Origin of the sequence: Amycolatopsis sp. MJM2582 (assembly GCF_000754115.1) — a bacterium.
Classification (GTDB): Bacteria; Actinomycetota; Actinomycetes; order Mycobacteriales; family Pseudonocardiaceae; genus Amycolatopsis; species Amycolatopsis japonica.
The window spans coordinates 69,339-95,533 of sequence record NZ_JPLW01000005.1 but is presented as its reverse complement, the minus strand read 5'-3'; the positions used below and the strand labels follow the sequence as shown (position 1 = coordinate 95,533).

General features: G+C 69.5%; 25 protein-coding genes. 11 read left to right on the top strand and 14 right to left on the bottom strand.

Annotated elements, in window-relative coordinates; all coding sequences use genetic code 11:
* Together ED92_RS28280 and ED92_RS28275 are read left to right on the top strand one after the other, a co-directional pair.
* Entirely contained in the window at positions 1 to 918 is a 918-nt protein-coding gene (locus tag ED92_RS28280; protein ID WP_037343679.1) for a pseudouridine-5'-phosphate glycosidase, read from the top strand.
* Positions 915 to 1,787: a carbohydrate kinase family protein gene (locus ED92_RS28275; RefSeq protein ID WP_037343677.1), complete on the top strand. Its 873-nt coding sequence runs from the start codon at positions 915 to 917 to the stop codon at positions 1,785 to 1,787. The genes ED92_RS28280 and ED92_RS28275 overlap by 4 nt, the downstream gene beginning before the upstream one ends.
* 79 nt (positions 1,788 to 1,866) lie before the next feature.
* Here ED92_RS28275 and ED92_RS28270 read toward each other — a convergent pair whose 3' ends face one another.
* Both ED92_RS28270 and ED92_RS28265 read right to left on the bottom strand, forming a co-directional pair.
* On the bottom strand, positions 1,867 to 2,220 hold the full coding sequence (locus tag ED92_RS28270) for a DUF3099 domain-containing protein (protein WP_037343675.1): 354 nt from the start codon (positions 2,218 to 2,220) through the stop codon (positions 1,867 to 1,869).
* Between the two features lie 17 nt (positions 2,221 to 2,237).
* Positions 2,238 to 3,503: an amidohydrolase gene (locus ED92_RS28265; RefSeq protein WP_037343673.1), complete on the bottom strand. Its 1,266-nt coding sequence runs from the start codon at positions 3,501 to 3,503 to the stop codon at positions 2,238 to 2,240.
* A gap of 27 nt (positions 3,504 to 3,530) precedes the next feature.
* Between ED92_RS28265 and ED92_RS28260 the strand changes: the two genes are divergently transcribed.
* The 4 genes from ED92_RS28260 (at position 3,531) to ED92_RS28245 (ending at position 8,696) form a co-directional block, all read left to right on the top strand.
* Positions 3,531 to 5,027, top strand: a complete 1,497-nt coding sequence (locus ED92_RS28260; protein ID WP_037343671.1) for a methyltransferase — start codon at positions 3,531 to 3,533, stop codon at positions 5,025 to 5,027.
* Positions 5,027 to 5,452, top strand: a complete 426-nt coding sequence (dtd, locus tag ED92_RS28255; protein ID WP_037343669.1) for a D-aminoacyl-tRNA deacylase — start codon at positions 5,027 to 5,029, stop codon at positions 5,450 to 5,452. The genes ED92_RS28260 and dtd overlap by 1 nt, the downstream gene beginning before the upstream one ends.
* 247 nt (positions 5,453 to 5,699) lie before the next feature.
* Positions 5,700 to 6,731, top strand: a complete 1,032-nt coding sequence (locus ED92_RS28250; RefSeq protein WP_037343667.1) for a sigma-70 family RNA polymerase sigma factor — start codon at positions 5,700 to 5,702, stop codon at positions 6,729 to 6,731.
* Positions 6,732 to 7,037: 306 nt separating this feature from the next.
* Positions 7,038 to 8,696 (top strand): fumarate hydratase, encoded by a 1,659-nt coding sequence (locus tag ED92_RS28245; protein ID WP_037343664.1) that lies wholly within the window; start codon positions 7,038 to 7,040, stop codon positions 8,694 to 8,696.
* Between the two features lie 90 nt (positions 8,697 to 8,786).
* Here ED92_RS28245 and ED92_RS28240 read toward each other — a convergent pair whose 3' ends face one another.
* From ED92_RS28240 to ED92_RS28200, 9 genes are all read right to left on the bottom strand, one after another.
* Positions 8,787 to 9,194 carry a hypothetical protein gene (locus tag ED92_RS28240; RefSeq protein WP_037343662.1) on the bottom strand — a complete coding sequence of 136 codons (408 nt, stop codon included), beginning with the start codon at positions 9,192 to 9,194 and terminating at the stop codon, positions 8,787 to 8,789.
* Positions 9,195 to 9,362: 168 nt separating this feature from the next.
* Positions 9,363 to 9,833 (bottom strand): hypothetical protein, encoded by a 471-nt coding sequence (locus ED92_RS28235; protein ID WP_037343658.1) that lies wholly within the window; start codon positions 9,831 to 9,833, stop codon positions 9,363 to 9,365.
* A gap of 36 nt (positions 9,834 to 9,869) precedes the next feature.
* On the bottom strand, positions 9,870 to 10,667 hold the full coding sequence (locus tag ED92_RS28230; RefSeq protein WP_037343656.1) for an ABC transporter permease: 798 nt from the start codon (positions 10,665 to 10,667) through the stop codon (positions 9,870 to 9,872).
* A complete protein-coding gene (locus tag ED92_RS28225) occupies positions 10,645 to 11,499 on the bottom strand; it encodes a 2-aminoethylphosphonate ABC transporter permease subunit (RefSeq protein ID WP_037343655.1) in 855 nt (284 codons plus the stop codon). The genes ED92_RS28230 and ED92_RS28225 overlap by 23 nt, the downstream gene beginning before the upstream one ends.
* Complete coding sequence (locus ED92_RS28220; protein WP_037343653.1) at positions 11,496 to 12,557, bottom strand: ABC transporter ATP-binding protein; 1,062 nt, start codon at positions 12,555 to 12,557, stop codon at positions 11,496 to 11,498. Before ED92_RS28220 ends, ED92_RS28225 begins: the two co-directional genes overlap by 4 nt.
* Entirely contained in the window at positions 12,554 to 13,573 is a 1,020-nt protein-coding gene (locus ED92_RS28215) for a 2-aminoethylphosphonate ABC transporter substrate-binding protein (protein ID WP_037343652.1), read from the bottom strand. The genes ED92_RS28220 and ED92_RS28215 overlap by 4 nt, the downstream gene beginning before the upstream one ends.
* A gap of 16 nt (positions 13,574 to 13,589) precedes the next feature.
* The gene (locus ED92_RS28210) at positions 13,590 to 14,264 is read right to left on the bottom strand and encodes a phosphonatase-like hydrolase (protein WP_037344479.1); all 675 of its coding nucleotides are present in this window, start codon (positions 14,262 to 14,264) and stop codon (positions 13,590 to 13,592) included.
* On the bottom strand, positions 14,258 to 15,370 hold the full coding sequence (locus ED92_RS28205; RefSeq protein WP_037343650.1) for a TIGR03364 family FAD-dependent oxidoreductase: 1,113 nt from the start codon (positions 15,368 to 15,370) through the stop codon (positions 14,258 to 14,260). The genes ED92_RS28210 and ED92_RS28205 overlap by 7 nt, the downstream gene beginning before the upstream one ends.
* A gap of 182 nt (positions 15,371 to 15,552) precedes the next feature.
* On the bottom strand, positions 15,553 to 16,329 hold the full coding sequence (locus ED92_RS28200; protein ID WP_016332909.1) for a GntR family transcriptional regulator: 777 nt from the start codon (positions 16,327 to 16,329) through the stop codon (positions 15,553 to 15,555).
* A gap of 327 nt (positions 16,330 to 16,656) precedes the next feature.
* On the opposite strand from ED92_RS28200, the gene ED92_RS28195 reads away from it, so the two are divergent.
* A complete protein-coding gene (locus ED92_RS28195) occupies positions 16,657 to 17,463 on the top strand; it encodes a trypsin-like serine protease (protein WP_081975939.1) in 807 nt (268 codons plus the stop codon).
* Positions 17,464 to 17,546: 83 nt separating this feature from the next.
* Here ED92_RS28195 and ED92_RS28190 read toward each other — a convergent pair whose 3' ends face one another.
* Positions 17,547 to 18,653: a nitronate monooxygenase family protein gene (locus ED92_RS28190; protein ID WP_037343648.1), complete on the bottom strand. Its 1,107-nt coding sequence runs from the start codon at positions 18,651 to 18,653 to the stop codon at positions 17,547 to 17,549.
* 8 nt (positions 18,654 to 18,661) lie between these two features.
* Entirely contained in the window at positions 18,662 to 20,278 is a 1,617-nt protein-coding gene (locus tag ED92_RS28185; protein ID WP_199755162.1) for an acyl-CoA synthetase, read from the bottom strand.
* Positions 20,279 to 20,351: 73 nt separating this feature from the next.
* Between ED92_RS28185 and ED92_RS28180 the strand changes: the two genes are divergently transcribed.
* Complete coding sequence (locus ED92_RS28180; protein WP_037343643.1) at positions 20,352 to 21,140, top strand: crotonase/enoyl-CoA hydratase family protein; 789 nt, start codon at positions 20,352 to 20,354, stop codon at positions 21,138 to 21,140.
* A gap of 68 nt (positions 21,141 to 21,208) precedes the next feature.
* Here ED92_RS28180 and ED92_RS28175 read toward each other — a convergent pair whose 3' ends face one another.
* Positions 21,209 to 22,768 carry an acyl-CoA synthetase gene (locus tag ED92_RS28175; protein ID WP_037343642.1) on the bottom strand — a complete coding sequence of 520 codons (1,560 nt, stop codon included), beginning with the start codon at positions 22,766 to 22,768 and terminating at the stop codon, positions 21,209 to 21,211.
* Between the two features lie 53 nt (positions 22,769 to 22,821).
* Between ED92_RS28175 and ED92_RS28170 the strand changes: the two genes are divergently transcribed.
* Genes ED92_RS28170 through ED92_RS28160 form a run of 3 tightly spaced genes read left to right on the top strand, consistent with a single transcriptional unit; the run spans position 22,822 to position 26,074 of the window.
* Positions 22,822 to 23,850 (top strand): OB-fold nucleic acid binding domain-containing protein, encoded by a 1,029-nt coding sequence (locus ED92_RS28170; RefSeq protein WP_052120905.1) that lies wholly within the window; start codon positions 22,822 to 22,824, stop codon positions 23,848 to 23,850.
* 8 nt (positions 23,851 to 23,858) lie between these two features.
* A complete protein-coding gene (locus ED92_RS28165; RefSeq protein ID WP_037344475.1) occupies positions 23,859 to 24,914 on the top strand; it encodes a thiolase domain-containing protein in 1,056 nt (351 codons plus the stop codon).
* On the top strand, positions 24,911 to 26,074 hold the full coding sequence (locus tag ED92_RS28160; RefSeq protein WP_037343639.1) for a thiolase domain-containing protein: 1,164 nt from the start codon (positions 24,911 to 24,913) through the stop codon (positions 26,072 to 26,074). Before ED92_RS28165 ends, ED92_RS28160 begins: the two co-directional genes overlap by 4 nt.
* Positions 26,075 to 26,195 lie beyond the last annotated feature (121 nt).

Sequence of the window (26,195 nt, the reverse complement as noted above, 5' to 3'; positions counted from 1 at the left end):
GTGACTCCGCAACTGTCCCTTCACGAAGAGGTCGCCTCCGCCCTCGCCGCCGGTGACCCCGTCGTCGCGCTGGAGAGCACCATCCTCTCCCACGGTCTCCCGCCCGGCCGCAACCTCGACGTCGCCCGGCGGCTGGAGAAGGTCGTGCGCGACGGCGGCGCCGTCCCCGCGACCATCGCCGTCCTCGACGGCGTCCCCCTGATCGGCCTCACCGGCGAGCAGCTGGAACGCGTGTGCGCGCCCGGCGCGGACCTGGACAAGCTCTCCCTGCGCGACATCGGCCCGGCCGTCGGCCTCGGCCGCTCCGGCGCGACCACCGTCGCGAGCACCGCGGCACTCGCCGCCGCGGCCGGGATCGGGATGTTCGCCACCGGCGGGCTCGGCGGCGTGCACCAGGGCGCGGCGCAGAGCTGGGACGTGTCGGCGGATCTGGGCGTGCTCGCGAAGGTGCCGACCACGGTCGTCTGCTCGGGTGTGAAGTCGGTCCTCGACATCGCCGCGACCCTCGAAGTGCTGGAGACCAACTCGGTCCCCGTGCTGGGTTACCGCACCGGCGAGTTCCCGGCGTTCTACCTCCGTTCGTCCGGTTTCGAGGTGCCGTGGCGGGTCGACGACGCCGCGCGGGCCGCCGCGGTCATCGCCGCGCACCGGGCGCACGCGTCTTCCGGTGTCCTGCTGGCGAATCCGATCCCGGAAGCGTCCGAAATGGACCGGGAACTGCACGACCGGCTGCTCGCCGAAGGACTGGAACTCCTCAAGACCCGTGGCGTGCACGGAAAGGACGTCACGCCGGTGCTGCTGGAGCACTTCCACACCGCCAGCGAGGGCGTGAGCCTCGACGCGAACGAGGCCCTGGTGCTGTCCAACGCGGAACTGGCGACCGAGGTCGCCGTCGCGCTCGCCGGGACGACCGCATGAGCGGCATCGTCGTCGTCGGCGACGTCGGTCTCGACGTCGTCGCGCGGCACGAAGGTCCCATCCCGCACGGTGGCGACATCCGCGCGAAGGTCCACTTCACCAGCGGCGGCGCGGGGGCGAACACCGCCCTGTGGCTGCGGGCCGAGGACACGGAGACCACGCTGGTGGCGCGAATCGGGGACGACTCCGGCGGCCGCATGGTGAAGAGCGAACTGGAGGCGGCGGGCGTCCGCTGCGAGTTCGCGGTGGACCCCGAGGAACCGACGTTCTGCGTCGTCGTGCTCGTCGACGGGGCGGGTGAGCGGAGCATGCTCGCCGACCGCGCGGCCAACGCGAAGTTCAGCCCGGAGGACATCACCGAGGCGGCCCTGGCCGGGGCGAGTCACCTGCATCTCTCGGGCTACGTCCTGCTGTACCCGTCGTCACGGCCCGCGGCGCTCGCGTCGCTGGCGGCGGCGAAGAAGGCCGGGCTGACGACGTCGGTCGACCCGCAGGCGGCGACGCTGATTACCGATCCCGCGGCCTTCCTCGACGACGTGCGCGGCGTGGACCTGCTGATGCCGAACACCAGCGAGCTGGTCGCGCTGACCGGGTCGAGTGATCCCGAGGCGGCGAAAGAACTGCTGGACTACGTCGGCGAGGTCGTGGTCACCGCCGGTCTCGACGGCGCCAGCTGGGTGGACGCGAGCGGCACCATCACCTCGGTGCCCGCGCAGCCGGCGGAGTGCGTCGATTCGACCGGTGCCGGGGACGCCTTCGACGCCGGTGTGCTGGCGGCGTGGCTGCGCGGCGAGTCCACGGTGGAGGTGCTTCGGGCCGGGACGCGGCTGGGTGCCCAGGCGGTCGCGAAGGTCGGGCCGCAGCCTTAAGCCTCACCGAACGCTATGAACGGTCCGTTCCTGGCAAATTTCGCAAGGAACGGACCGTTCATAGCACGCGCGAACCGAGTCAGCCGCCGTCGATGACGCGGTGACCGGAGCTTTCGATGCGGGTCGGTTCGGCCTGGTACCGGTTGACCTTCTCGCTCTTGCGCGGCGGCCGGTCGTTGGCCACCAGGACGGCGATCCACGGCAGCGGGATCGAGATCGCGATCAGCGCCAGCGCGAGCCACCAGGTCTGGTAGAAGATCCCGGCGAGGATCAGGCACGGGATGCGGAACGACATCATGATGATGTACTTCCGCTTCCGCTTGGCCAGCTGGTCTTCGTAGGACGGGGCGGCTTCGGTGATCAGCACCGGAGCGGGTTCCCTCGGTTCGGGACCGTGGGCGGGCGCGTTCACAGCACCACCTCCGGCTTCCATGCTCCCACTCCCCCGGCTCATCCGACACCCGGGTGGGTGAGCCGGTGCAAAGCCGCGACCACGAGCGTCTCGACGCCGGCCGAAAGCGTCGGATGCGGGATGGGCGCGAAGAGCGGCGAGTGGTTCGACGGGATGTCCTGTTCGAAGCGCCCGGCGGTCATCGCGGCGATCACCTTGCCCTCGTCCAGGCCGCCGACCAGCCAGAACACCGAGGGCACCCCGGCCGCGCGGCCGAATTCGCTGAAGTCCTCGCTGCCGGTGACCAGCGGCGCGGGCATCACGCGGCCCTCGCCGAAGTGGTCGCGGAAGGCAGCGGTGAGCCCCTCGGTGGCCGCGTCGTCGTTCTCGGTGACCGGGAACGCGCCGATCCGCTCGATCTCCGGCGGTTTCGGCGCGCCCGCGGTGGCCGCCTCGCCCTGGACGATCCGTTCGACCGCCGCGACGACCTTCTCCCGCACGGCCTGGTCGAACGACCGGATGTTGACCTCGAGGACGGCGTGGTCGGCGATGATGTTGTGCGCGGTCCCGACGTGCAGCGATCCCACGGTCACCACCGCCGATTCGGTCGCCGAGATCTCCCGCGACACGATGGTCTGCAGTTTGAGCACCACGGACGCGGCGAGCACGGCGGGATCCACCGTGGTCTCGGGGCGCGAGCCGTGCCCGCCCCGGCCGTGCAGGGTGATGCGGAGCGCGTCGGTGGCCGCCATGATCACGCCCGGCCTGGTCAGCACCCAGCCCGCGGGACCGGGCACGACATGCTGGCCGAGCACCACGTCGGGCTTGCCGGCGGGACCGAAGACGCCGTCGCGGACCATGCCGGCGGCGCCGTCCCCGGCCTCCTCCCCCGGCTGGAAGACGACCATCAGCGTGCCCGACCAGTGCTCGCGTCCGGCCGCGAGCAGCGACGCGGCGCCGGAGAGCCAGGTGGCGTGCATGTCGTGACCGCAGGCGTGCATCACCGGCACGTCGCGGCCGTCGGCGTCGACCCCGCGCGCGGTGCTCGCGTACGGCAGGCCGGTCTTCTCCTCGACCGGCAGCGCGTCGATGTCGGCGCGCAGCATCACCTTGGGGCCGGGGCCGTTGCGCAGCACGCCCAGGACGCCGGTGCGCCCGATACCGGTGTGCACCTCGTAACCGTCGGCCTCCAGGCGCCGCGCCAGTTCGGCGGCGGTGCGGGTTTCGGCGAACGACAGCTCCGGATGCCGGTGGAGGTCGATGTACAGGTCTTCCAGTCCGGGCAGCGCCGCCTGCAGCGGTGCCAGGACACTTTCGAGGCTCACCACCTCATCCTGGCAGTATTACTCATCGTGAGCACACGAGCGGCCCTCCCCGACCTGTCCGACGACGTTTGCGCGAGGCTCCGTGACGCCTTCCGCCGGACGGGTTACGACGCCGACGGCGTGGTCGGCGCCCTCGGCTCCGCGCACGGCGCCCTCGGGCGCGGCGAACCCGAACTCGCCTACCGCGCGACGCGCGACTCTGGTGAGCTCGGCACGCTGATCCGGCTGTTCCTTCTGGGGTCGACCGAACCGGAGAAGGACGTCGAGGCCGCTTTCGCGCCGCTTTCCCTCGATGACGCGGTCGCCGCCACCCTGCTCGTGCCCGTGGCCGACGGCTACCGCGCCGGTCTCGACGTCCGCCCGCACGGCGACGACGAAGGCTCGTGGTGGGTCGTCGCCGACCTCGACGCCGACATCCTGGGCCGCACGGTCCCCGAAGACCACGTACTCGGTGTCGGGCACGCCTCCCTCAGCCTGATCCGGGCCACCAGCCGCCGCGAGGTCGGCAGCCTGCTCGACGTCGGCACGGGCAACGGCGTCCAGGCGCTGCACGCCACCCGGCACGCGAAGAAGGTCACCGCGACCGACGTCTCGGCCCGGGCGCTGGCGCTGGCCGCGGCCACGTTCCGGCTCAACGAGCTGGACGTCGAGCTCGTCCGGGGCGAATGGTTCGCGCCGGTCGCGCGGCGCCGGTTCGACCAGATCGTCTGCAATCCGCCGTTCGTGGTGGGCCCGCCGCGCGTCGACTACACCTACCGCGACTCCGGTCTCGCCGGTGACGACGCCAGCGCGCTCGTGGTGCGGCAGCTGCCCGGGTTCCTCAACGACGGCGGCACCGGCCAGCTCCTGGCGTCCTGGCTGCACGTGAAGGGCGAGGACTGGGGCGATCGGGTGACCCGCTGGCTGCCCGCCGAGACCGACGCGTGGTTCGTCCAGCGGGACATCGCCGATCCGGGCCTCTACGTCGGCACGTGGCTGCGTGACGCGGGCATCGACCCCCGCTCGCCCGAAGGCCGCGCGAAATCGGGTGCGTGGCTCGACTGGTTCGCCGAGAACGACGTCCAGGGCATCGGTTTCGGCTTCGTCACCCTCCGCCGGGCGGACGGCGCGACCCCGACGATCGTGTGCGAGGACCTGCGCCAGGCCTACGACGACCCGCTGGGCGCCGAGGCCGCGAACTGGCTGGACCGGGTGGAATGGCTTCGTACCAACGGGGATTCGCTCCTCGATGTCCGGTTCCGGGTCCCGGAGACCGTCCTTCTGGAGAGCGTCGCCGAGCCGGGTGAAGAGGGCTGGGCCACGACCGTCCAGCGACTGCACCGCACCGACGGTCCCGGTTGGTCGCACGAAGTGGACGAGCTCGCGACACGGCTGCTCGCCGGCTGTCAGGGCGCTTTGCCCCTGGAGGATCTGATCGTGCTCCTGGCGGCCGCTCAGGGCCTGGAACCGGAGGAACTGGCCGAGGCCGCGCTCCCGGTCGTCCGGGAACTGGTCCGGCACGGCATGCTGCTGCCCGCCGTCTGATGCGGGCGGTGGTGGCGAGGGTCACGGAAGCGAGCGTGACCGTCGGCGACGAGGTGACCGGTGCCATCGACGAGCCGGGTTTGCTGGTGCTGCTGGGAATCCACGTCGACGACGACATGTCCAAGGTGCCGACGATGGCCCGCAAACTGCACGAAGCTCGCATACTTCGCGACGAGGAGTCGTGTGCCACCACCGGCGCACCCCTTCTCGTCGTCAGCCAGTTCACCCTGTACGGCGACACCCGCAAAGGCCGCCGTCCCTCCTGGACCGCGGCCGCCCGGCCCGAGGCCGCCGAACCGCTCGTGACGGCCGTCGTCGACGCGTTGCGCGAACGCGGCGCCCGGGTCGAAACCGGCCGGTTCGGGGCCATGATGGCGGTCCGGAGCGTGAACGACGGTCCGTTCACCCTCCTCATAGAGGTCTAGACCACGTTTCTTTCTCCCCCGCACGGGCATTCTCAGGAAAAGCTCAGGGTTGGTCGAGCAACGCCCCAGGTCAGCCGCCCGTCTCCTCTGTAGCGGCCGGGAACGTTTTCGGACCTCCCGGCGTTGAGCCAAGTGTCCAGCCAAGCTGGGCCGACGAGGAGTAGCGGGTTTTCCACAGGGCCTGTTACGCCGAGGCGGATCCGGCGGACACATCGCAGCACGTTCAGCCCGTGACCGGGGAGGCAGAATGTCAGTCCAGACTCTCGAACGCGAAGCGCGCGGGATTCGCGAGCGCCGTATCCCGGCGCAATCCACCCAGGAGCCGGTGAGCACGGGGGCGCTCACCGACGCCGACCTCGACGCCCAGAGCCCGGCCGCGGACCTCGTTCGCGTGTACCTCAACGGAATCGGCAAGACGGCGCTGCTGTCCGCCGCCGACGAGGTCGAGCTGGCCAAGCGCATCGAAGCCGGTGTGTTCGCCCAGCACATGCTGGACACCGCCGAGGGTCTCACGCCGAAACGGCGTTCGGAGATGGCCGCCCTCGTGCGTGACGGCCACAGCGCGAAGAACCACCTGCTGGAGGCCAACCTCCGCCTCGTGGTCTCGCTCGCGAAGCGCTACACCGGCCGGGGGATGCCGCTGCTCGACCTGATCCAGGAGGGGAACCTGGGTCTGATCCGCGCGGTGGAGAAGTTCGACTACTCCAAGGGGTTCAAGTTCTCGACGTACGCCACCTGGTGGATCCGCCAGGCCATCACCAGGGGGATGGCCGACCAGGGACGCACCATCCGGCTGCCGGTCCACCTGGTGGAACAGGTGAACAAGCTGGCCCGGATCAAGCGCGACCTGCACCAGCAGCTCGGCCGGGACGCCACCCACGAGGAGCTGGCCGCCGAATCGGGTATCCCGGCGCACAAGATCTCCGACCTGCTCGACCACTCGCGTGACCCGGTGAGCCTCGACATGCCGGTCGGCACCGAGGAGGACGCCCCGCTCGGTGACTTCATCGAGGACTCCGAGGCGACCGACGCCGAGAGCGCCGTGATCTCCGGTCTGCTCCAGGACGACCTGCGCCGCGTGCTCGCGACGCTGGACGACCGCGAGTCCCAGGTGATCCGCCTGCGCTACGGCCTCGACGACGGCCAGCCGCGCACGCTCGACCAGATCGGCAAGCACTTCGGGCTCTCCCGTGAGCGCGTTCGGCAGATCGAGCGAGAGGTCATGTCGAAGCTGCGTCAGGGTGAGCGGGCGGACCGCCTGCGCGCCTACGCTTCGTAGCGGCACAGAGCCTTTCGGCGCGGAAAAAGCAACACCCGTTCGGCAGCGTTGACTTATGACCTGCGTCACGAGACCGTCGAGCAGGTAAAAAGTCTTCGCGGTCGGGTGTTCGCGCCCGGATCGCTTTCCCCGGGAGGTCGGGTCCGTCGGGGTGGGCCCGGCCTCCCGAACTATTCGTGGGGCGCGGCGACAAAATGCAGGGCGGAAATTGCATTCTCGCGCCTTCGCGTCGGACGTGCCGCCGGTCACGTGGGGCCCGCCTAGTACCGTGAGCGGGTTCCCGATGCCGGCAAAGGAGCCCGCGCAGTGGCGCCCACCACGTTCCAGTACACCGAAGTCCTTCCGCTCGCCAAGGACACCCGCACCGAGTACCGGCTGATCGGCACCGAAGGTGTCGAGGTCGTCGAAGCCGCGGGCCGGAAGTTCCTCAAGGTCGAGCCCGAGGCGCTGACCAAGCTCGCCAAGACCGCGATCACCGACATCCAGCACCTGTTGCGCTCGTCACACCTGGCGCAGCTGCGCGCGATCGTCGACGATCCCGAGGCCAGCGGCAACGACCGGTTCGTCGCGATGGACCTGCTGCGCAACGCGGCGATCTCCGCCGGCGGTGTCCTGCCGATGTGCCAGGACACCGGCACCGCGATCGTGATCGGCAAACGCGGCGAAGGCGTGCTCACCGGCGCGGACGACGAGCGCGCGCTCTCGCGCGGTATTTTCGACGCCTATCAGGAGTTGAATCTGCGCTATTCGCAGATGGCGCCGGTGAATTTCTGGGATGAGCGCAATACGGGCACCAACTTGCCCGCGCAGATCGAGCTCTATCACAAAGACGGTCAAGGCGACCCGAGCTATGAATTCCTGTTCATGGCCAAGGGCGGCGGCAGCGCGAACAAGACGTTCCTCTATCAGGAAACGAAAGCCGTCCTGAACCCGAAGCGCCTCGCGAAGTTCCTCGACGAGAAGCTGCGCAGCCTCGGCACCGCGGCCTGCCCGCCGTACCACCTCGCGATCGTCGTCGGCGGCACGTCGGCGGAGTTCAACCTGAAGGTCGCGAAGCTGGCCTCGGCCCGCTATCTCGACGACCTGCCCACCGAGGGTTCCGAGCTGGGTCACGGTTTCCGCGACGTCGACCTCGAACAGCAGGTGCTGGAGATGACGCGCCAGTTCGGCATCGGCGCGCAGTTCGGCGGCAAGTACTTCTGCCACGACGTCCGCGTGATCCGCCTGCCGCGCCACGGCGCGTCCTGCCCGGTCGGCGTCGCCGTGTCGTGCTCAGCCGACCGCCAGGCGAAGGCGAAGATCACCGCCGACGGCGTGTTCCTGGAGCAGCTGGAGCGCGACCCCGCGCAGTTCCTGCCGGACGTCACCGAGGACGACCTGTCCGACGAGGTGGTGACCGTCGACCTGAACCGGCCGATGGCCGAGATCCGCGCCCAGCTCTCGCAGCTGCCGGTGAAGACGCGCCTGTCGCTGACCGGCCCGCTCGTCGTCGCCCGCGACATCGCGCACGCGAAGATCGCCGAGCGGCTCGACGCGGGTGAAGAGATGCCTCAGTACCTTCGCGACCACCCCGTGTACTACGCGGGCCCGGCGAAGACGCCCGAGGGTTACGCGTCGGGCTCCTTCGGACCGACGACCGCGGGCCGCATGGACTCCTACGTCGAACAGTTCCAGGCCGCGGGCGGTTCGCTGGTGATGCTGGCGAAGGGCAACCGGTCCAAGAAGGTGACCGCCGCGTGCAACGAGCACGGCGGGTTCTACCTCGGCTCGATCGGCGGCCCGGCCGCGCGGCTCGCGCAGGACTGCATCAAGAAGGTCGACGTGCTCGAGTACGCCGAGCTGGGGATGGAAGCGGTCTGGAAGATCGAAGTGGAGGACTTCCCCGCGTTCATCGTCATCGACGACAAGGGCAACGACTTCTTCGAGGCCACGTCGGAACCGGTGCTGCAGATCAGCTTCCGCTGACAGCCCGGCCAGTGTCATGAAAGGGCCGTTCAGGACGTTTTTCGTCCTGAACGGCCCTTTCATGACATCCGGGGATGCGCCCCTTGAGCGTTATCGCATCTGCTTGAGGACCACGGTCCGCTCCCCCAGCGGCGCCGAAAGCGCCACCGAGATCACCGGATGCCGGATGTCCATCGTGCACATCTGGCCGGTCTGGCCCTTCAGTTCGGTCAGGTTGACGGTGACCCTGGTCCCGTCCTGCTGCGCGGCCTCCGCCGTCGCGTGCCCGCAGCCGCCTTCCTGGCCGCGGATGTTCAGGATCGTCCCGCCGTTGCTGGTGTACACCTCACGCGGGTAGTCCGCGGGCAGTGCCGACGCGTCGAGCTGCTTGTCCGGCAGCTTGGTGCTGCCTTCCGGCACCTCCTGGCGCGGCGCGCCCGGCACCCCCGGCTGGCTTCCCGGCTTGCTGGTCGGCGCGGGAGCCGACGACGAAGGCGGCGCGGTCGGGGACGGCGGCACGGTACTCAGGGTGCCGCTCCCGGGTCCAGCCGCGGGTTCCGCCGCCTGGTTCTGCGCCCCGCAGGCGGATACCGCAACGACGATCAGGCCAAGGCCGATGGCATTCGTTAAGTACCTCATGTGACTGGGACGGAACGAAGCCGCCATCGGGTTGCATCCCGAACCCGGTCAAACGACGACCTTCCGGGTGCCGAGCGGCTGGGCGAGTTTCACCGGCAGGACGGCGTAGCGGATCACCTGCGGGCACATCTGCCCCGGCTTCGCGTGGTCGATGGTCACGGTGACCACGACCCGCTGCGCGTTCTCTTCGGCGAGGTTCGCCCTCGCCTCGTCGCAGCCGCTCAGTTCGAGATGCACGGCCAGGCCGTCGTTCTCGGCGCTGACCTGCACGGGCAGTTGGGTCTCGACCTGGGACGGCGGCAGCATCTTGTCCGAGGGCGGCGGGCCGACGGTCGGCCGGGACATCGGCGGTTTCGCGACCGGCGGGCTCGCCGGGAGCGAGGTGGGCAGATCCGAAGGTGTGGTGACGACCGGAGGGGTGCTCGTGTTCGCCGGAGCTCCGGGGCCGCCCGCGCCGCAGGCCGCCGTCGTCGCGGCGAGCACGATCACCGCACCCAGCGTCTTCGCTGCGTTCATCATGGTGTCGAGACGGAACGAAGCGGACGAATGGTTGCATCATCGCTGTGCCGCACGGCCGCGCGCCAGCCCGAGGACCACCACCCCGGCGAGCGTGACGGCCAGCAGCAGCACGGTGCTCGCCGACGCGAGGAACACCTGGCCCCGGTCGGTGAGCGCGAAGATGCTCGCGGGCAGCGTCCGCCAGTCCGGCGGGTACAGCATCATCGTCGCGCCCAGTTCGCCCATCGACATCGCCAGCGCGAGACTCGCCGACGCCGAGATCGACGGCAGCAGCACCGGAAGCCGCACCCGCAGCAGCACCCGGACCGGGGACGCGCCGAGGCTCGCCGCCGCCTGTGCCAGCAGCGGATCCATCCGCGCGATCGCGGCGGACACCGTGCTGTAGGAGAACGGCAGCAGGATCATCACGTGCCCCAGCAGCACGATCCAGCGCGTGCCGTTGAAGGCGAGCGGCGGACGGCTGAACGCGACGAGCAGCGCCAGCCCCAGCACCACCGACGGTACCGCGATCGGCAGGTGGAACAGGGTGTCGACGGCCTTGCGCAGCTTCGGCGGCGCCGACCGCGACGCGAGCGCGGCCCACGTGCCTAGCAGTACCGACACCAGCGACGCGATGACACCCGTCTGGATGCTCACCGAGAGGCTCGCGAACGTCTCCCCGGACAGCGCCTGCGCGAAATGCGAGCCGGTGAGCGCGCCCGGCAGCAATCCCGTCCAGCTGCCGGCGACCGACGCCAGCACGATCATCAGCAGCGGCGCCAGCACGATGGCGGTGAACAGCACCGCGAACACCACCCACAGCAGGACTCGGCTACGCCTGGTCCACAGCAGCACGGCCGCCTCCCTTCGTCAGCCGCCGGTAGGTTCCGTACAGGGCCAGGGAGAACACGACGTTGACCACCGCGATGACACAGGCCTGCGGGAAGTCGAACGTGACGATCCCCTTGCCGTAGACCAGCATCGGCAGCGTCGTGACGTCCTTGGCGCCGAGGAACAGCACGATGCCGAACTCGTTCATCGCCAGCAGCATGGTCAAGCAGGCTCCGGAAGCCAGTGACGGCAAGGCTTCCGGCAGGATCACCTGGCGCAGCACGCGGCCGGGTTTCGCGCCGAGGCTGGCCGCGACCTCCATCTGCGCCGACGAGACCTGGCCGAACGCGGCGAGCGCGGGCCGCATCACGAACGGCGTGTAGAAGGTGATCTCCGCCAGCAGGATCCCGAACGGCGAGTACAGGAATCCGCCCGCGCCCAGGATGCCGGCGCTGCCGTAGAGGAACGTGAACGCGAGCGCGATGAGGAACGACGGGAACGCGAGCACGGTGTCCACCAGCCGCGAGAGCGTCCGCGCGCCGGGGAACGGCACGAATGCGATCACCAGCGCTAGGAACGTCCCCAGCACCACGCAACCCGCGGTGGCGCCGAGCGCGAGCGCGACGGTTTTCCAGGCGGCGTCCCGGAATTCCGCCGAGCCCAGGACGTCCAGCCACACCGAAAGCCCGAACTCACCGGTCTTCGATTCCAGCGACTGCAGGACGACCAGCACCAGCGGGTAGCCGAAGAAACCGAGCAGGACGAGCACCGGCGGCAGCAGGAGCCACCCGCGACCGGGCTGTTTCTCCCGCCGCCGCGCCGGTGCCGCCACGGCGGTGAGCGCGAGGCCGGTCATCCGACGCCCACCAGCGGGCAACCGTCCGGAATGGACACTCCGACCCGCTGCCCCACGTTCGGAAGGCCGTCGATATCCGGCACCTCGGCGCGGACCTCGTTCCCGTCGTGTGCGAATTCGAGGTCGAGCCGGAAACCCGTGCCACGCCACTGGACACCGCGCAGGACCGCGGGCAGCGCGCCCGGGGTGTCCGCCGCGGTGATCCCGACCCGATGCGGCCGGACGCCGAGCGCGACCGGCTGGCCCGCCCGGAAGGTGCCGGACGGATCGGCCGCCAGTTCGCGGTCGCCGAGGCGGACCCTGGTGCCGTCGGCCTGGATCAGCTCGACCGGGATGAGGTTGGACGCGCCGAGGAAGCTCGCGGTGAACTCCGTCGACGGCCGCTGGTACAGCTCGCGGCTCGGGCCGAGTTCGACGAGCTTCGAGTCGCGCATGACGGCGATCCGGTCGGCCAGCGCCAGCGCCTCGCCCTGGTCGTGGGTGACGTAGATCAGCGTGGTGTCGGGCAGTTCGGCCCGCAGCCGCAGCAGTTCCGCGACCATGTCCTCGCGCAGGGCGGCGTCCAAAGCGGACAGTGGTTCGTCGAGCAGCAGCACCCGCGGCCGGATCGCCAACGCACGCGCGAGCGCGACACGCTGCTGCTGCCCGCCCGAAAGCTCACGGGGGTACCGGCGGGCGTACTTGCCCATCCCGACCAGCTCCAATGCCTCGGCGACCCGCCCCGCCGTCTCGGCGCGGGGCGTTTTCCGTGCCTTGAGGCCGAAAGCGACGTTGGCCTCGACCCGCATATGCGGGAACAGCGCGTAACTCTGCACGACCACGCCGAGGCCGCGCCGGTGTGGCGGCAGATCGGTGACGTCCTCGCCGTCGAGCAGGACCCGGCCGGTGCTCGGCACGACGAAACCCGCGAGGGCCTTCAGGGCCGTCGACTTGCCGGAGCCGGACGGCCCGAGCATCGCCAACGTCTCCCCTCTCGCCACGGTGAGGTCCAGCGGCGAGAGGGCGGTCGTCCGGCCGAAACGGACGGACACGCCGCGGAATTCGACCGCCGGGGTCATCGGCCGACGGCCTTCTTGTACGCGGCGAGGTCGGCGTCGAGCTTCGCGAGGACGGCGTCCCAATCCGGCTGCCAGATCTCGACTCCGGCGAGGGCGGCCTTCACCTTGTCCGCGCGCGGGCCGGACGGTGTGACGTCGGTCCGCGACGGGGCACCGAAGGCGTCGACGGCCTTGCCCTGCACCTCGGGCGAGAGCAGGAAGTCCAGGAACTTCTTGGCGTTCTCGGCGTGCGGCGCGTTGTTCACCAGACCGGCGTAGTACGGGAGGGCGAAGGTGGAGCGCTTGCCCTGCGCGTCGGCCGGGAAGAAGACCTCGAAACCGCCGCTCTTCTCGATCTCGGCGAGGTTCATCTGGACGTCGCCGTTGGCCACCAGGATCTCGGCCTTGGCCACCTTCGGCTGGAGCTTGCCGGTGGAGGACGACGGGCCGACGTTGTTGGCTTCGAGCTTGGCGAGGTAGTCGAGCGCGCCCTGATCACCGAGGACGTGCTGCAGCTGCAGCAGGACCGCGGTGCCGTCGCCCGCCTCGCCGGGGGTCGAGTACTGGAGCTTGCCCTTGAGCGACGGGGACAGGAGGTCGTCCCAGGTCTTGGGCGAGGCCTGCGGGTTGCGGATGAAGCTGAGGTAGTTGTTCATGAGGGCGAAGTAGCGGCCCTGGCCGTCCTTCTGCCCGGCGGGGACCTGGTCGATCCCGGCGGGCGCCGTGGCGGCGAGCAGGCCCTGCGACGCGGCCCGCTGGATGAACGGCGGCAGCGTGACCAGGATGTCGGCCTGGGTGTTGGCCTTCTCCTTCTCCACCCGCGAGGCGACCTCGCCGGATCCGGCGGTGACCGCCTGGACGGTGATCCCGGTCTTGGCCTTGAACTCCTCGATGCGCTGGGCGTACCAGTCCTCCAGACCGTCCACTGTGTACAGCGTGACGGTCTGGTCGCCGGACGCGCCACCGGCGGTCCCGCCGCAGGCGCCCAGGGTGAGGGCGAGCAGACCGGCGAGGGCGGTGGCCGCGAGTTTCTTCATGTCGTCAAAGCTCCTTTTAGGACAGCAGGGTGGGGAGGTCGCGGACGGATTCGAGGACGTGGGTGGCGCCGGCGGCTTCGAGTTCCGGCTTCTTCGCCGATCCGGTGAGCACACCGGCGACGAGCGAGGCGCCGGACCGCAGGCCGGTCTGGACGTCCGACGGGGTGTCACCGGCGACGGCGATCCGGCGGACATCGGTGACTTCGAGCCGCAGCGCGGCGGCGAGGACGAGATCGGGGAACGGGCGGCCACGTACTCCGTCGCCCGGCGCCAGCACGGCGTCGGCGAGGCCGTGCCAGCCCAGCGCGTCGAGGATCGCGTTCTGCGTGTCCGGCGCGAAGCCGGTGGTGAGCGCGACCTTCACGCCGTGGGCACGCAGTTCCTGGATCGTCTGCTCGGCGCCGGGGATCGGCTCGCAGTGGCCGTCGGCGACGAGTTTCCCGTAGGCGTCCTGGAAGGCGGTGTTCGCGCGCTGGGCGCGTTCTTCGTCTCCGTCGAGCAGGGCGCGGAAGACGACGATCTTGGACTGTCCCATCGTTTCGACGACGTAGTCGAGCATGCCGGGGAAGCGGCTGTCCTCTTCGGACACTCCGGCGGCGGCGATCGCGGCGGTGAAGGCACGGATCACCAGGCCGTCGTCGGCGACGGTGGTGCCCGCCATGTCCAGGACGACGAGTTCGGTGTTCACCAGGACAGCTCCTCTGCGGTGTCTTCGGCGATGGCGGGGGAACAGGTCATGCCGCGGCCGCCCGGCCCGGTGACGAGCCACGCGTTGTCCGCGACGCGGGCGCGGTGCACGATCCGGGCGGTGTCGGTGGTCTGGGCGTAGACCCCGGCCCAGCGGCGGATGATCCGCGGCAGCGGCCGGCCGAGCAGTGCCCCGGCGACCTCGGCGAGATGGTCGTACGGCGCTTCGGTGGTGTCGAACGAGAACGGCTCGTCGTACTCGTGGGTGTCGCCGATGGTCAGCGAGCCGTCGAGGCGCTGGACCATGAGCAGCTGCATCTTGGCGGCCGCGGCGATCTCGCCCTGCGGCTGGCCCGCGTTGAGGCCGTCGAGCGCCTCGCCGCGGTACGCCGGGTAGTAGCGGAAGCTGTCCGCGTCGGCGACCGTGGTGGTGAGGGTTTCCCCGAGCGGCTCGGTCTGGGCCATCTGCAGCCGCACGCGGCGGACCGGCGTCGTCCCGGCGAGCTCCTTGACCAGGCCGCCGGTCCAGGCGCCGGTGCACAGCACCACGACGTCGCCCTCGTGGGTCTCGCCCGTGTCGTCGACGACGCCGCGATCGGTCAGGTCGCGGATCTCGCGGCCGGGCACCCAGGTGTAGCGGCCGCTCTTCGCGAGTTCGGCGCGCAGGGCGGGCTGGGCGACGCGCGGTTCGACGGCGGCGTCGCGGTCGCACCAGAGCGCGCCGAGGAATTCGCCGCGCAGGGCCGGGTTCAGTTCGCGGGTCTCGGCGGCGTCGAGCAGTTTGAAGCCGCGGTCTTCGACTGTGTCGGCGGCCGCCCGCGCGACGGCGAGTTCGGCCTCGGTGCGGACGACGGTGAGCGAGCCGTTCGGCCGGAAGCCGATCCCTTCGACGCGTTCCCCGATGCGCTCCCACAGCACCCGCGCCCTGGCGGCTGTCTCCAGTTCGGGACCGCCGGCGCGGCCGCCGACCCAGACCAGGCCGAAGTTGCGCACGGACGCGCCCCTGGCCTCGGGTTCCCGTTCGATCTGGACGACGTCGTGGCCGCGTTCGACGGCCTGCCAGGCGTGCTGGGTGCCGAGCACTCCGCCGCCGATGATGAGGATTCGCACACCGCAGACGCTCGCCTGCGCGCACCAACGCTCCGTGACCCCCGCCCTAACCCCAGGTGAAGTACCTCCGAAATGTGGACCAGACCTGTTATCTTTGCGTTACTTTGCCCCGCGTTTCGTCCTCTGGATGCGGTCGTTGAATCCGCAAATATCGCGTTCAGAGGACTGAATGCGGCGAGTGGCTACTCCACGCGGCCCAGTCGGGTCTCGAAGGAGAGCCGGTCGCCGCGGAACAGCGAACGGACACGCTCGAACGGGACCCCGTCGGTGCCCCACGAGGTCCGGTGCATCAACAGCATCGGCAGCGCCGGGTTCGTCCCGATCAGCAGCGCCTCCCGCGGCGTGGCGAGCACGGTCTCGACCCGCTCCTCCGCGCCGTCGAAGACCACCCCCAGCCGTTCCCGCAAACAGGCGTAGAGCGACTGTGTGGGATCGAACACATCCATCAGCGTCGGGAATCGCGCGGCGGTGAGATAGGTCGATTCCAGCCCGACCCGCTCGTCGTCGGCGAGCAACACCCGTTCGATGTGGATGACGTCGTCTTCGGGATCGATTTCCAGTTCCGAAGCCAGCGACGGACCCGCCTCGCGGCGTTCCAAAGAGATCAAATTCCGGCCCGGCTGAATGCCCTGCCTCCTGAGTCCTTCCGTGTAACTCACCAAGGCGAGCGGCTGGACGAGCTTGGGGCCCGCGACGTACGTGCCGCTCCCCTGACGCCTGCTCAGCCGCCCTTCCAGGACGAGCTCGCCGACGGCCTGGCGGACCGTCGCACGGGAAACCTCGAACCTTTCGGACAGTTCCCTTTCGGTGGGAAGTACCGCTCCTTGGCCTAATTCGGAGATCACGTCGAGCAGATCGACTTTGACCGCGTAATAGCGGGGAATGCGGCCGTGCTCGGGAATTCCGTCCCGGACCGGGCCGTCGGCGGGGGGATGCAGTCTAGGCGAACGCGCTTTCACGATCCAGATCCTAGGCCCGATTCCCCATGCCTGTACTGACCCGAACGAAGTGTTCATGCCACGCTCACACTCGTGGCCGAAAGGGCACCTCTCCGAGGTCGTTCAGCCTTCCGGCGGTTCCGGCGATCGCCGGCCTGGGAGTAGAGGCGTTGGGCGCTCCGGCCTACGCCATTCGTCGGCGACCAGGACCGGACGTCCGTTAATCACCACCATCGGCCGAAAGATCCGAAGAAAGTTGGTTGTCCCCGTGTGTGCCCACCTGCTGTAGTCAGTTGGCCGCAGTCAGTCTCCCTGCCTCCACTGTGGACAGCCGGAAGGAATGAACCCTTGAACATCAAGCGTCGGTTCAGCCTGCTCAAAAAGACCCTGATCGCCGTCGCGGCGGCCGGAACCCTGGCGGGCCTCGCCACGGCTCCGCAAGCCGCCGCCGCGCAGCCGCCGTCCACCGACGTGGTCGGTGGGACCCGGGCCGCTCAGGGCGAATTCCCTTGGATGGTCAGGCTTTCCATGGGTTGCGGCGGTGCGCTCTACACCCCGCAGATCGTGCTGACGGCCGCACACTGTGTGTCGCGGACCGGGGCCAACACGGGTATCACCGCCACCCTCGGCGTGGTGGACCTGCAGAGCACGGCGGCCAAGAAGGTCAAGTCGACCTACGTGTACCGGTCGCCGACCTACCCCACCTCCACCGGTGGTGACTGGGCGCTGATCAAGCTCGCCAGCCCGGTCAGCGGCATCCCGACGCTGCCGATCACCACCACGACCGCCTACAACAGCGGCACCTTCACCGTCGCCGGCTGGGGTGCCGCGACCGAGGGTGGCGCGCAGCAGCGGTACCTGCTCAAGGCCACCGTCCCGTTCGTCTCCGACTCGACCTGCAAGGCGCAGGGCGGCAGCTACGCCGACCTGATCGACAGCGCCGAGATCTGCGCGGGCAACATCAACTCGGGCGGCGTCGACACCTGCCAGGGTGACTCGGGCGGCCCGATGTTCCGTCGCGACAGCGCCGGGGCCTGGATCCAGGTCGGCATCGTCAGCTGGGGCGAAGGCTGCGCGCGGGCGCACGCTCCCGGCGTCTACACCGAGGTGAGCACCTTCGCGACCGCGATCAAGAACGCGGCCGCCGGGTTGTAGTTCCACCGCACGGCATGCCATGAACGGTCCGTTACTTGCGAATTCCGCAAGTAACGGACCGTTCATTGCGTTCTGAGGGGATCTCAGCGGGTCTTGTCCAAACGCGACAGTGTCTCTTCGTACCCCGAAACGAGTTCCGCGATCACGTCGGCGACCGGGCGCACCCGGTCCATCCGCCCGACGATCTGCCCCACCGGCATCGAGACCACACTCGGATCCGCCGCGTGGTGGATCCGGTTGTGCGCGTGGGAGACCAACAGGTTCTGCAACGGCATCGGCAGCGGCTCGGGCGCGTCGGGCGCGGCCCACGCCTCGGTCCACCGGGTCTTGAGCAGCCGCGCCGGTTTGCCGGTGTAGATCCGCGTGCGGACGGTGTCGGACGACCCCGCCGCGACCAGCGCCCGCTGCATCGCCTCGGACTCCCCCATGGTCTGGAGGTATTCCTCGGTGGCGAGCCAGAAGGAGCCCATCCAGACCCCGGACGCGCCCAGCGCGAGCGCGGCCGCGACCTGCCTGCCCGAGCCGATCCCGCCCGCGGCGAGCACCGGGACCCGGTCGCCGACGGCGTCGACCACCTCGGGCAGCAGGACCATCGACGCGATCTCGCCGGTGTGCCCGCCCGCCTCATAGCCTTGTGCCACAACGATGTCGACGCCGTTGTCGACGTGCCGGACGGCGTGTTCGGCCTTGCCCGCCAAAGCCGCGACCGGCACGCCCTTCGCGTGACACTGCTCGATGACGTCCACCGGAGGTGAGCCCAAGGCGTTGGCGATCAACCGGATCGGGTGTTTCAGCGCGACCTCGACATGGGACCGGGCGACCGAATGCAGCCAGCCCAGCACACCGGCGCGTTCGTCGGTGTCGTCCGGAAGCGGCGGCACCGCGAGGTCGCGCAGCGTCCGCTCCACGAAGTCGCGGTGCTCCTGCGGGATGTGCTTCGCGAGATCGATCGACGTCCCTTCGGCCGGGATCTTCGCCGGCATCACGATGTCGACGCCGTACGGCTTCCCGCCGGTGTTCTCGTCCATCCAGGACAGGACGGCGTCGAGTTCGGCCGCGTCGTTGAACCGCACGCAGCCCAGCACGCCGAGCCCGCCCGCCCGGCTGATCGCCGCGGCCACGTGCTCGGACGGGGTGAACCCGACGATCGGCAGGTCGATCCCGAGCCGGTCGCACAGAGACGTCCGCATGAAACTCCTTACGCCGGTTGGATGGTGACGGGCTCGTGCTCGGAGGCGTAGCGCTGGGCCCAGGGATAGTCCGGCTTCCCGCTGGGCGAACGCCCGATCTCCTCCGCGAGCCAGAGACTGCGCGGCACCTTGTACCCGGCGATCTCGGTCCGTACGTGCGCTTCGAGCGCGGCGACGTCGAGCTCCTTGCCGGAACGCGGCTGGACCACCGCGGCCACCCGCTGGCCGAGCCGGTCGTCGGGGATACCGATGACGAGTGCGTCGAAAACGTCCGGATGCGATTTGAGCGCACCCTCGACCTCTTCCGGGTACACCTTCTCGCCGCCGGTGTTCACGCATTGCGACCCCCGGCCGAGCAGGGTCACCGTGAGGTCTTCCTCGTAGCGCGCGTAGTCACCCGGGACGACGTACCGCTTGCCGTCGATCTCGACGAAGATCTTCTCGGTCTTCGCGGGATCCTTGTAGTACCCGAGCGGGACGTGCCCGCGCCGGGCGATCAGGCCGATCGCGCCCGGTTTCGGCTCGACCAGCGCGCCGTCGTCGTCCACGAGGATCGCGTCCTTGCCGAAGTTGACCCGCGGACCGGCGGAATGATCGCTGTCCTTGCTGACCATGCCGATACCGGTGAACCCGCTTTCGGACGAGCCGATCGCGTCGGTGATCACCACATGCGGGAGCAGCGACAGGAATTCCTGCTTCACCGACTGGGAGAACAGGGCGGCGTGACTCGACACCGCCACGATCGACGACGCGTCGTAGTCACCCTCGCGATAGGCGTCGATCAGCGGCCGCGCCATCGCGTCGCCGACGATGGTGAGCACCTGGACCTTGTTGTCCTGTACGGCTTTCCAGACGTCGTGCGCGTCGAACCGCGGGACGAACACGACCGGGCTGCCGGTGAACAGCGCGCCGAACGCGGCCCATTGCGCGGCGCCGTGGATCAGCGGCGCGGCCGGGAGCCGGACCAGGCTGCCCGACTTGCCCTGTTCGGCGAGCGTCCACTCGTCCGGGACGTACTCGCCGGTGACGAAGTTGATGCCGCCGCCCAGCGCCCGCCAGATGTCCTCGTGGCGCCACAGGACGCCCTTGGGATAGCCGGTGGTGCCGCCGGTGTAGAGGATGTAGATGTCGTCGGCGCTGCGTTCGGCGAAGTCGCGCTCGGGCGAGCCTTCGGCGAGCGCGGCTTCGTAGTCCACGCCGCCGTAGGACGAGTAGTCGCCGTCGCTTCCGTCGTCGACGACGACAACGTGTTTCAGTTTCGGCGTTTCCGGCAGGACGGCGGCCACCTTGTCCGAATACCCGCGTTCGTGGACCAGCGCCACGAGGTCGGCGTTGTCGAACAGGTACCGCAGTTCGCCGTGGACGTAGCGGTAATTGACGTTGACCGCGATCGCGCGCAGCTTGTACGCGGCGATCATCGATTCCAGGGCCTCGATCGAGTTCCGGGAATAGACACCGATGTGGGATCCGGGTCCCACGCCGTGTGCGGCGAGGTGGTGCGCCAGCCGGTTGGCGCGCTCTTCCAATTCGGCGAAGGTGACCCGCCGATCGCCGCAGACGACCGCGATGCGCTCCGGCACGGCGTCGACGGCGTGCTCGAGTAGATCCGCGATGTTGAGTGCCACTTCCTCAAAGTAGAACATGTTATCGTTCTGGGCAATGGCCGCTCTTCGGGAGGCTGAAACTTTGAAAAATGTAGTGAACGAACCTCACGCGCTGGTGGAAAAGACCGGACACACCCTCGTGGTCACGATGAACCGACCGGAGGCCCGCAACGCGCTCAGCGGCGAGATGCTCGGGATCATGGTCGAGGCGTGGAACCGGGTCGACGAGGACGACGACGTCCGGTGCTGCGTGCTCACCGGAGCGGGTGGCGCGTTCTGCGCGGGCGCGGATCTGAAGTCGATGTCGAAGAACTCGCCGTCCGATTCGTTCGAGAAGGGCACTTTCGACCCCAGCAAGATCGAGGGACTGCTGAAAGGGCGGCGGCTGACGAAGCCGTTGATCGCCGCCGTCGAGGGCCCGGCGATCGCGGGCGGGACCGAGATCCTTCAAGGCACCGACATCCGCGTCGCGGGCGAGAGCGCGAAGTTCGGCGTGTCCGAGGCGCGGTGGAGCCTGTTCCCGATGGGCGGTTCGGCCGTGCGGCTCCCTCGCCAGATCCCGTACACCGTCGCCGCCGACCTGCTGCTGACCGGACGTCACATCACCGCGGCCGAGGCGCTGGAGATCGGCCTGATCGGCCACGTCGTTCCGGACGGCAGGGCATTGGACAAGGCGCTCGAACTCGCCAGCCTCATCTCCGCGAACGGCCCCTTGGCGGTCCGCGCGATCCTCAAGACCATGCGCGACACCGAGGGCATGCACGAGGAAGAGGCCTTCAAACTCGACGCCCAGTACGGCATCGAGGTCTTCGCGAGCGAAGACGCGAAGGAAGGCCCCCGCGCCTTCGCCGAGAAGCGCAAGCCCGTCTTCCGGGGCCGCTGACCCCCGCGTTTCGTCCTCTGGATGCGGTAGTTCGCCGGTGAACTACCGCATCCAGAGGACTAAATGCGTCAGGGGACGCGGTGGCCCTCCCAGTACGGGTCGCGGAGCTTGCGCTTGTAGAGCTTCCCGTTCGGGTCGCGCGGGAGTTCGGGCAAGTAGTCGACGGAACGCGGGAGCTTGAACTTCGCGAGTCGCGACGCCGCGTACTCGAGGATCTCCGCGGTCAGCTCCTCGGACGGTTCGACCCCGTCCGCGGGCTCGACGACGGCCTTGATCGCCTCGCCCCAGTCCTCGTGCGGGACGCCGAACACCGCGACGTCGGCGATCTTCGGATGCATCACCAGCTCGCCCTCGATCTCCGCCGGGTAGATGTTGACCCCGCCCGAGATGATCAGATCCGCCTTGCGGTCGTGCAGGAAGAGGTAGCCGTCCTCGTCGAGATGCCCGACGTCGCCGAGGGTGAACAGGTCCCCGACCCGCGCCTTGTCCGTCTTGGCCCGGTCCTTGTGGTACTCGAACTTCGAGTCGCCCATCTTCATGTACACCGTGCCGGTCTCGCCGGCGGGCAGTTCCGTGCCCTCGTCGTCGAGGATCTTGATCGTCGAACCCGGCCACGGCAGCCCGACCGACCCCGGTTTCTTCAGCCATTCCTCGCCCGAGATCGCCGTCCCGCCGCCTTCCGTGGCCGCGTAGTACTCGGTGACGACCGGGCCCCACCAGTCGAGCATCCGGCGTTTGACCTCCAGCGGGCACGGCGCCGCGCCGTGGATCATCACGCGCAGCGAACTCAGGTCGTAGGCCGCGCGGACGTCGTCCGGCAGGGCGAGCAGGCGGCGGAACTGCGTCGGGACCATGTGGCTGTGCGTGACGCGGTGCCGCTCGATCAGCCGCAGCATGTCCTCGGCGTCCCAGCGGTCCATCAGCACCGCGGTATGGCCCAGCTGCAGGGAAATCGCGACGAAGTTGAGCACAGCCGTGTGATAGAGCGGCGATCCGCACAGATGCACATGGTCGTCGTGCGGCGCCAGCCCGAAGATCCCGAAGAACCACGTCGACGCGGCCGGTACGGAGTCGGGGTCGGCGCCGGTCAGCGGCCGCCGGACACCCTTGGGCCGCCCCGTGGTGCCCGACGTGTAGAGCATCGGCGAGCCCGCCGTGCGCCGCTCCGGACGGCCGTCGCCCTCGCCGGAACCGAGTTCCTCGATCCGGCGGAAGCCGTCGACGTCGCCGACGGCGAACCGGCCGCGTTCCGGGATCCCGGCCTCGTCGGCGGCGGCGATCGCGACGTCGGCGAACCGTTCGTGCGCGAGGAAGGCCTTGGCGCCGCTGTCGGACAGGATGTAGGCGACCTCCGGCGCGACGAGATGCCAGTTGACCACCACGATGTACAGACCGGATTGGATGGCGGCGAAGTAGGCCGCCACGAGTTCGTCGCCGTTGGGCTGCAGGACGACGACCACGTCCCCGGCCTCCAGCCCGAGGGCCTGCAGGCCCCGGGCGTACGCGTTCGCTTTCGCGGCGAGGTCCCCGTAGCCGATGGAGCGGCCGTCCGGATCGACGAGCGCGACCCGTTCCGGCTCCTGTGCGGCGATGTTCCAGACCCCAAGTGTCCCGGTGGCAGTCGACATACCCGCGAATCTAGAACGCGTTCCACTCAAGGGCAACCGTCAGCCGAGCCCAGATGGCCGATCTTGCCGATAAATCGAGAACATGTTTCACTCAGGATGTGAGCGCACCTGAACTCCCGCTGTCGGCCCCGCTCAACGTGGGCTTCGACTACACGCGTTCGGTCGGCCCGGTACTCGGCCGGTTCGTCGACGCCCTGCGCGAACGCCGCGTCGAAGGCGTCCGGGGCAGCGACGGCCGCGTCCACGTACCCCCCTTGGAGTACGACCCCGTGACCGCCGAAGCCCTGTCCGAGTTCGTCCCGGTGGCCTCCGAGGGCGAGATCGTCTCCTGGTCCTGGATCGCCGAACCCGTCGACGGCCAGCCGTTGTCGCGGCCGTTCGCGTGGGCGCTGATCCGGCTCGACGGCGCCGACACCTCGATCCTGCACGCCGTCGACGCGGGCACGCCTTCGAATGTCCACACCGGACAGCGCGTGCGGATCCGCTGGGCCGACGAGACCGTCGGCCACATCCGGGACATCGCCTACTTCGTCCCCGCCGACGGGCCCGACACCGAACCCACCGAGGCGCCTCCCCCGGTCGCGAAACGTGATGAAGGCGCGCCGGTCAGCGTGGTGATCACGCCGATCCACCTGCGCTACGAGCATTCCGCGTCGCCCGAGGAAAGCCGGTACCTGCGCGGGCTCGCGGAGGGGAAGCTGATCGGCCAGCGCTGCCCGTCGTGCGAGAAGGTCTACATCCCGCCGCGCGGCGCGTGCCCGACCGACGGCGTACCGACCACCGACGAGGTCGAACTGCCCGACACCGGCATCGTCACCACGTTCTGCATCGTGAACGTGCCGTTCCTCGGCCAGAAGATCAAACCGCCGTACGTGGCCGCGTACATCCTGCTCGACGGCGCGGACATCGCTTTCCTGCACCTCGTCCTCGGCTGCGACGCCGCCGACGTCCGGATGGGCATGCGGGTGCGCGCCTCCTGGAAACCGCGGGACGAATGGTGGACGTCGCTGGAGAACATCGGCCATTTCGAACCGACCGGCGAACCCGACGCGCCGTACGAATCCTTCGCCCACCATCTGTGAGGACCACCGTGCCAGATGTAGCAGTCGTGGGCTTCGCGCAGGCCCCCAACGTCCGCAGCACCCCGGGCACCACCAACGGCGTGGAAATGCTGGTGCCGATCTTCGCCGAGGTCTTCGAGCGCACCGGTCTGTCCAAAGAGGACATCGGGTTCTGGTGCTCGGGTTCCTCGGACTACCTCGCCGGCCGCGCGTTCTCGTTCATCGCCGCGGTCGACGCCATCGGTGCCTTCCCGCCGATCCACGAGTCGCATGTCGAGATGGACGCCGCGTGGGCGTTGTACGAGGCGTGGCTGAAGATCCGGATGGGCGAGGTCGACACCGCTCTGGTCTACGGCTTCGGCAAGTCGTCCGCCGGGCAGTTGCGGCGGGTGCTCGCCCTGCAGATGGATCCCTACGTCGTCGCGCCGTTGTGGCCGGATTCGGTGAGCATCGCCGGGATCCAGGCGCGGCTGGGGCTGGAATCCGGGCTGTGGTCGGAAAAAGATCTCGCCGAGGTCGCCGCGCGCAGCCGCGCCGACGCCGCCGGCAATCCCGCCGCGCAGCTCTCCGGAACGGTCGAAGTCGCGGAGCTGCTCGACGCCCCGTACTTCGCGGATCCGTTGCGGGCCCACGACATCGCGCCCATCACCGACGGCGCCGCCGTGCTCGTGCTCGCGTCGGCCGAACGGGCGGCGGACCTCGTCGACAGCCCGGCGGTGATCACCGGGATCGAGCACCGGGTCGACTCCCCCGCGCTCGGCGTCCGGGACCTCACCAAGTCGCCGTCGACGGCGGCGGCCGGGCGGGCCCTCGACCTCGACGGCGTCGAAGTGGCCGAACTGCACGCGCCGTTCACGCATCAGGAATTGATCCTGCGCGAGGCACTGGGCCTCGGCGACCAGGTGCGGATCAACCCCTCCGGCGGTGTCCTGACCGGTAATCCGATGTTCTCGGCGGGGCTGGCGCGGATCGGCGAGGCGGCGAACCGCGTCCTCGACGGCAGCGCGCGCAAGACCCTCGCCCACGCGACCAGCGGCCCCGTCCTCCAGCAGAACCTGGTCGCGACCTTGGAGGTCCTCTCGTGAAGCACCTCGCGGCCGTACTGGGAACCGGCCAGACCCACCACAAGGCCAAACGCACCGACGTGTCCATGCCGGGCCTGCTCCGGGAGGCCATCGACCGGGCGATGCTCGACGCGGGGACCGACTGGGACGACATCGATGCCGTCGTCCTCGGCAAGGCGCCGGATCTGTTCGAGGGCGTGATGATGCCCGAACTGTTCCTCGCCGACTCGCTCGGCGCGACGGGGAAACCGTTGCTGCGCGTGCACACCGCGGGTTCGGTCGGCGGGTCGACCGCGCTCGTGGCGGCGTCGTTGGTGCAGGCGGGTGTGCACCAGCGGGTGCTGACCGTGGCGTTCGAGAAGCAGTCCGAGTCGAACGCGATGTGGGGACTGTCGATCCTGCCGCCGTTCCAGATGCCGGTGGGCGCCGGGGCTGGCGGGTATTTCGCGCCGCACGTGCGGTCCTACATCCGGCGATCCGGCGCGCCCGACCATGTCGGCGCGATCGTCGCGGCCAAGGACCGCCGCAACGGCGCGCTGAATCCGTACGCGCATCTGCGGCAGGCCGACATCACCGTGGAGTCGGTGCAGGCGTCACAGATGCTGTGGGATCCGATCCGCTACGACGAGACGTGCCCGTCCTCGGACGGCGCGTGCGCGATGGTGATCGGGGACGAGGCGTCGGGCGACGCCGTACCCGGTGGCGCCGCATGGATCCACGCGACCGCGATGCGGACCGAGCCGACCACGTTCGCCGGACGCGACCAGGTCAACCCCCAGGCGGGCCGGGACGCCGCGGCCGCGTTGTGGCGCGACGCCGGGATCACCGATCCACTGTCCGAAGTGGACGCCGCCGAGATCTACGTGCCGTTCTCGTGGTTCGAGCCGATGTGGCTGGAGAACCTGGGCTTCACCGACGAGGGCCAAGGCTGGAAGCTCACCGAGGCGGGCGAGACCGCGCTCGGCGGACGGCTGCCGATCAACCCGTCGGGCGGGGTGCTCTCGTCGAACCCGATCGGCGCGTCCGGGATGCTCCGGTTCTCCGAGGCGGCCAAGCAGGTGATGGGCCGAGCCGGTGACTACCAGGTCGACGGCGCGCGGATCGCGCTCGGGCACGCGTACGGCGGCGGTTCGCAGTTCTTCTCGATGTGGGTGGTGGGGTCGGCGAAACCCGGTTCCTGAACCCCCGGCTGTCCGATGTCAGGAAAGGGCCGTTCATGACGTTTTTCGTCCTGAACGGCCCTTTCCTGACATGCAAGCCGCGCTGACGACCCCTCAGCCGCGTTTGGCTTCTTCGAACCCG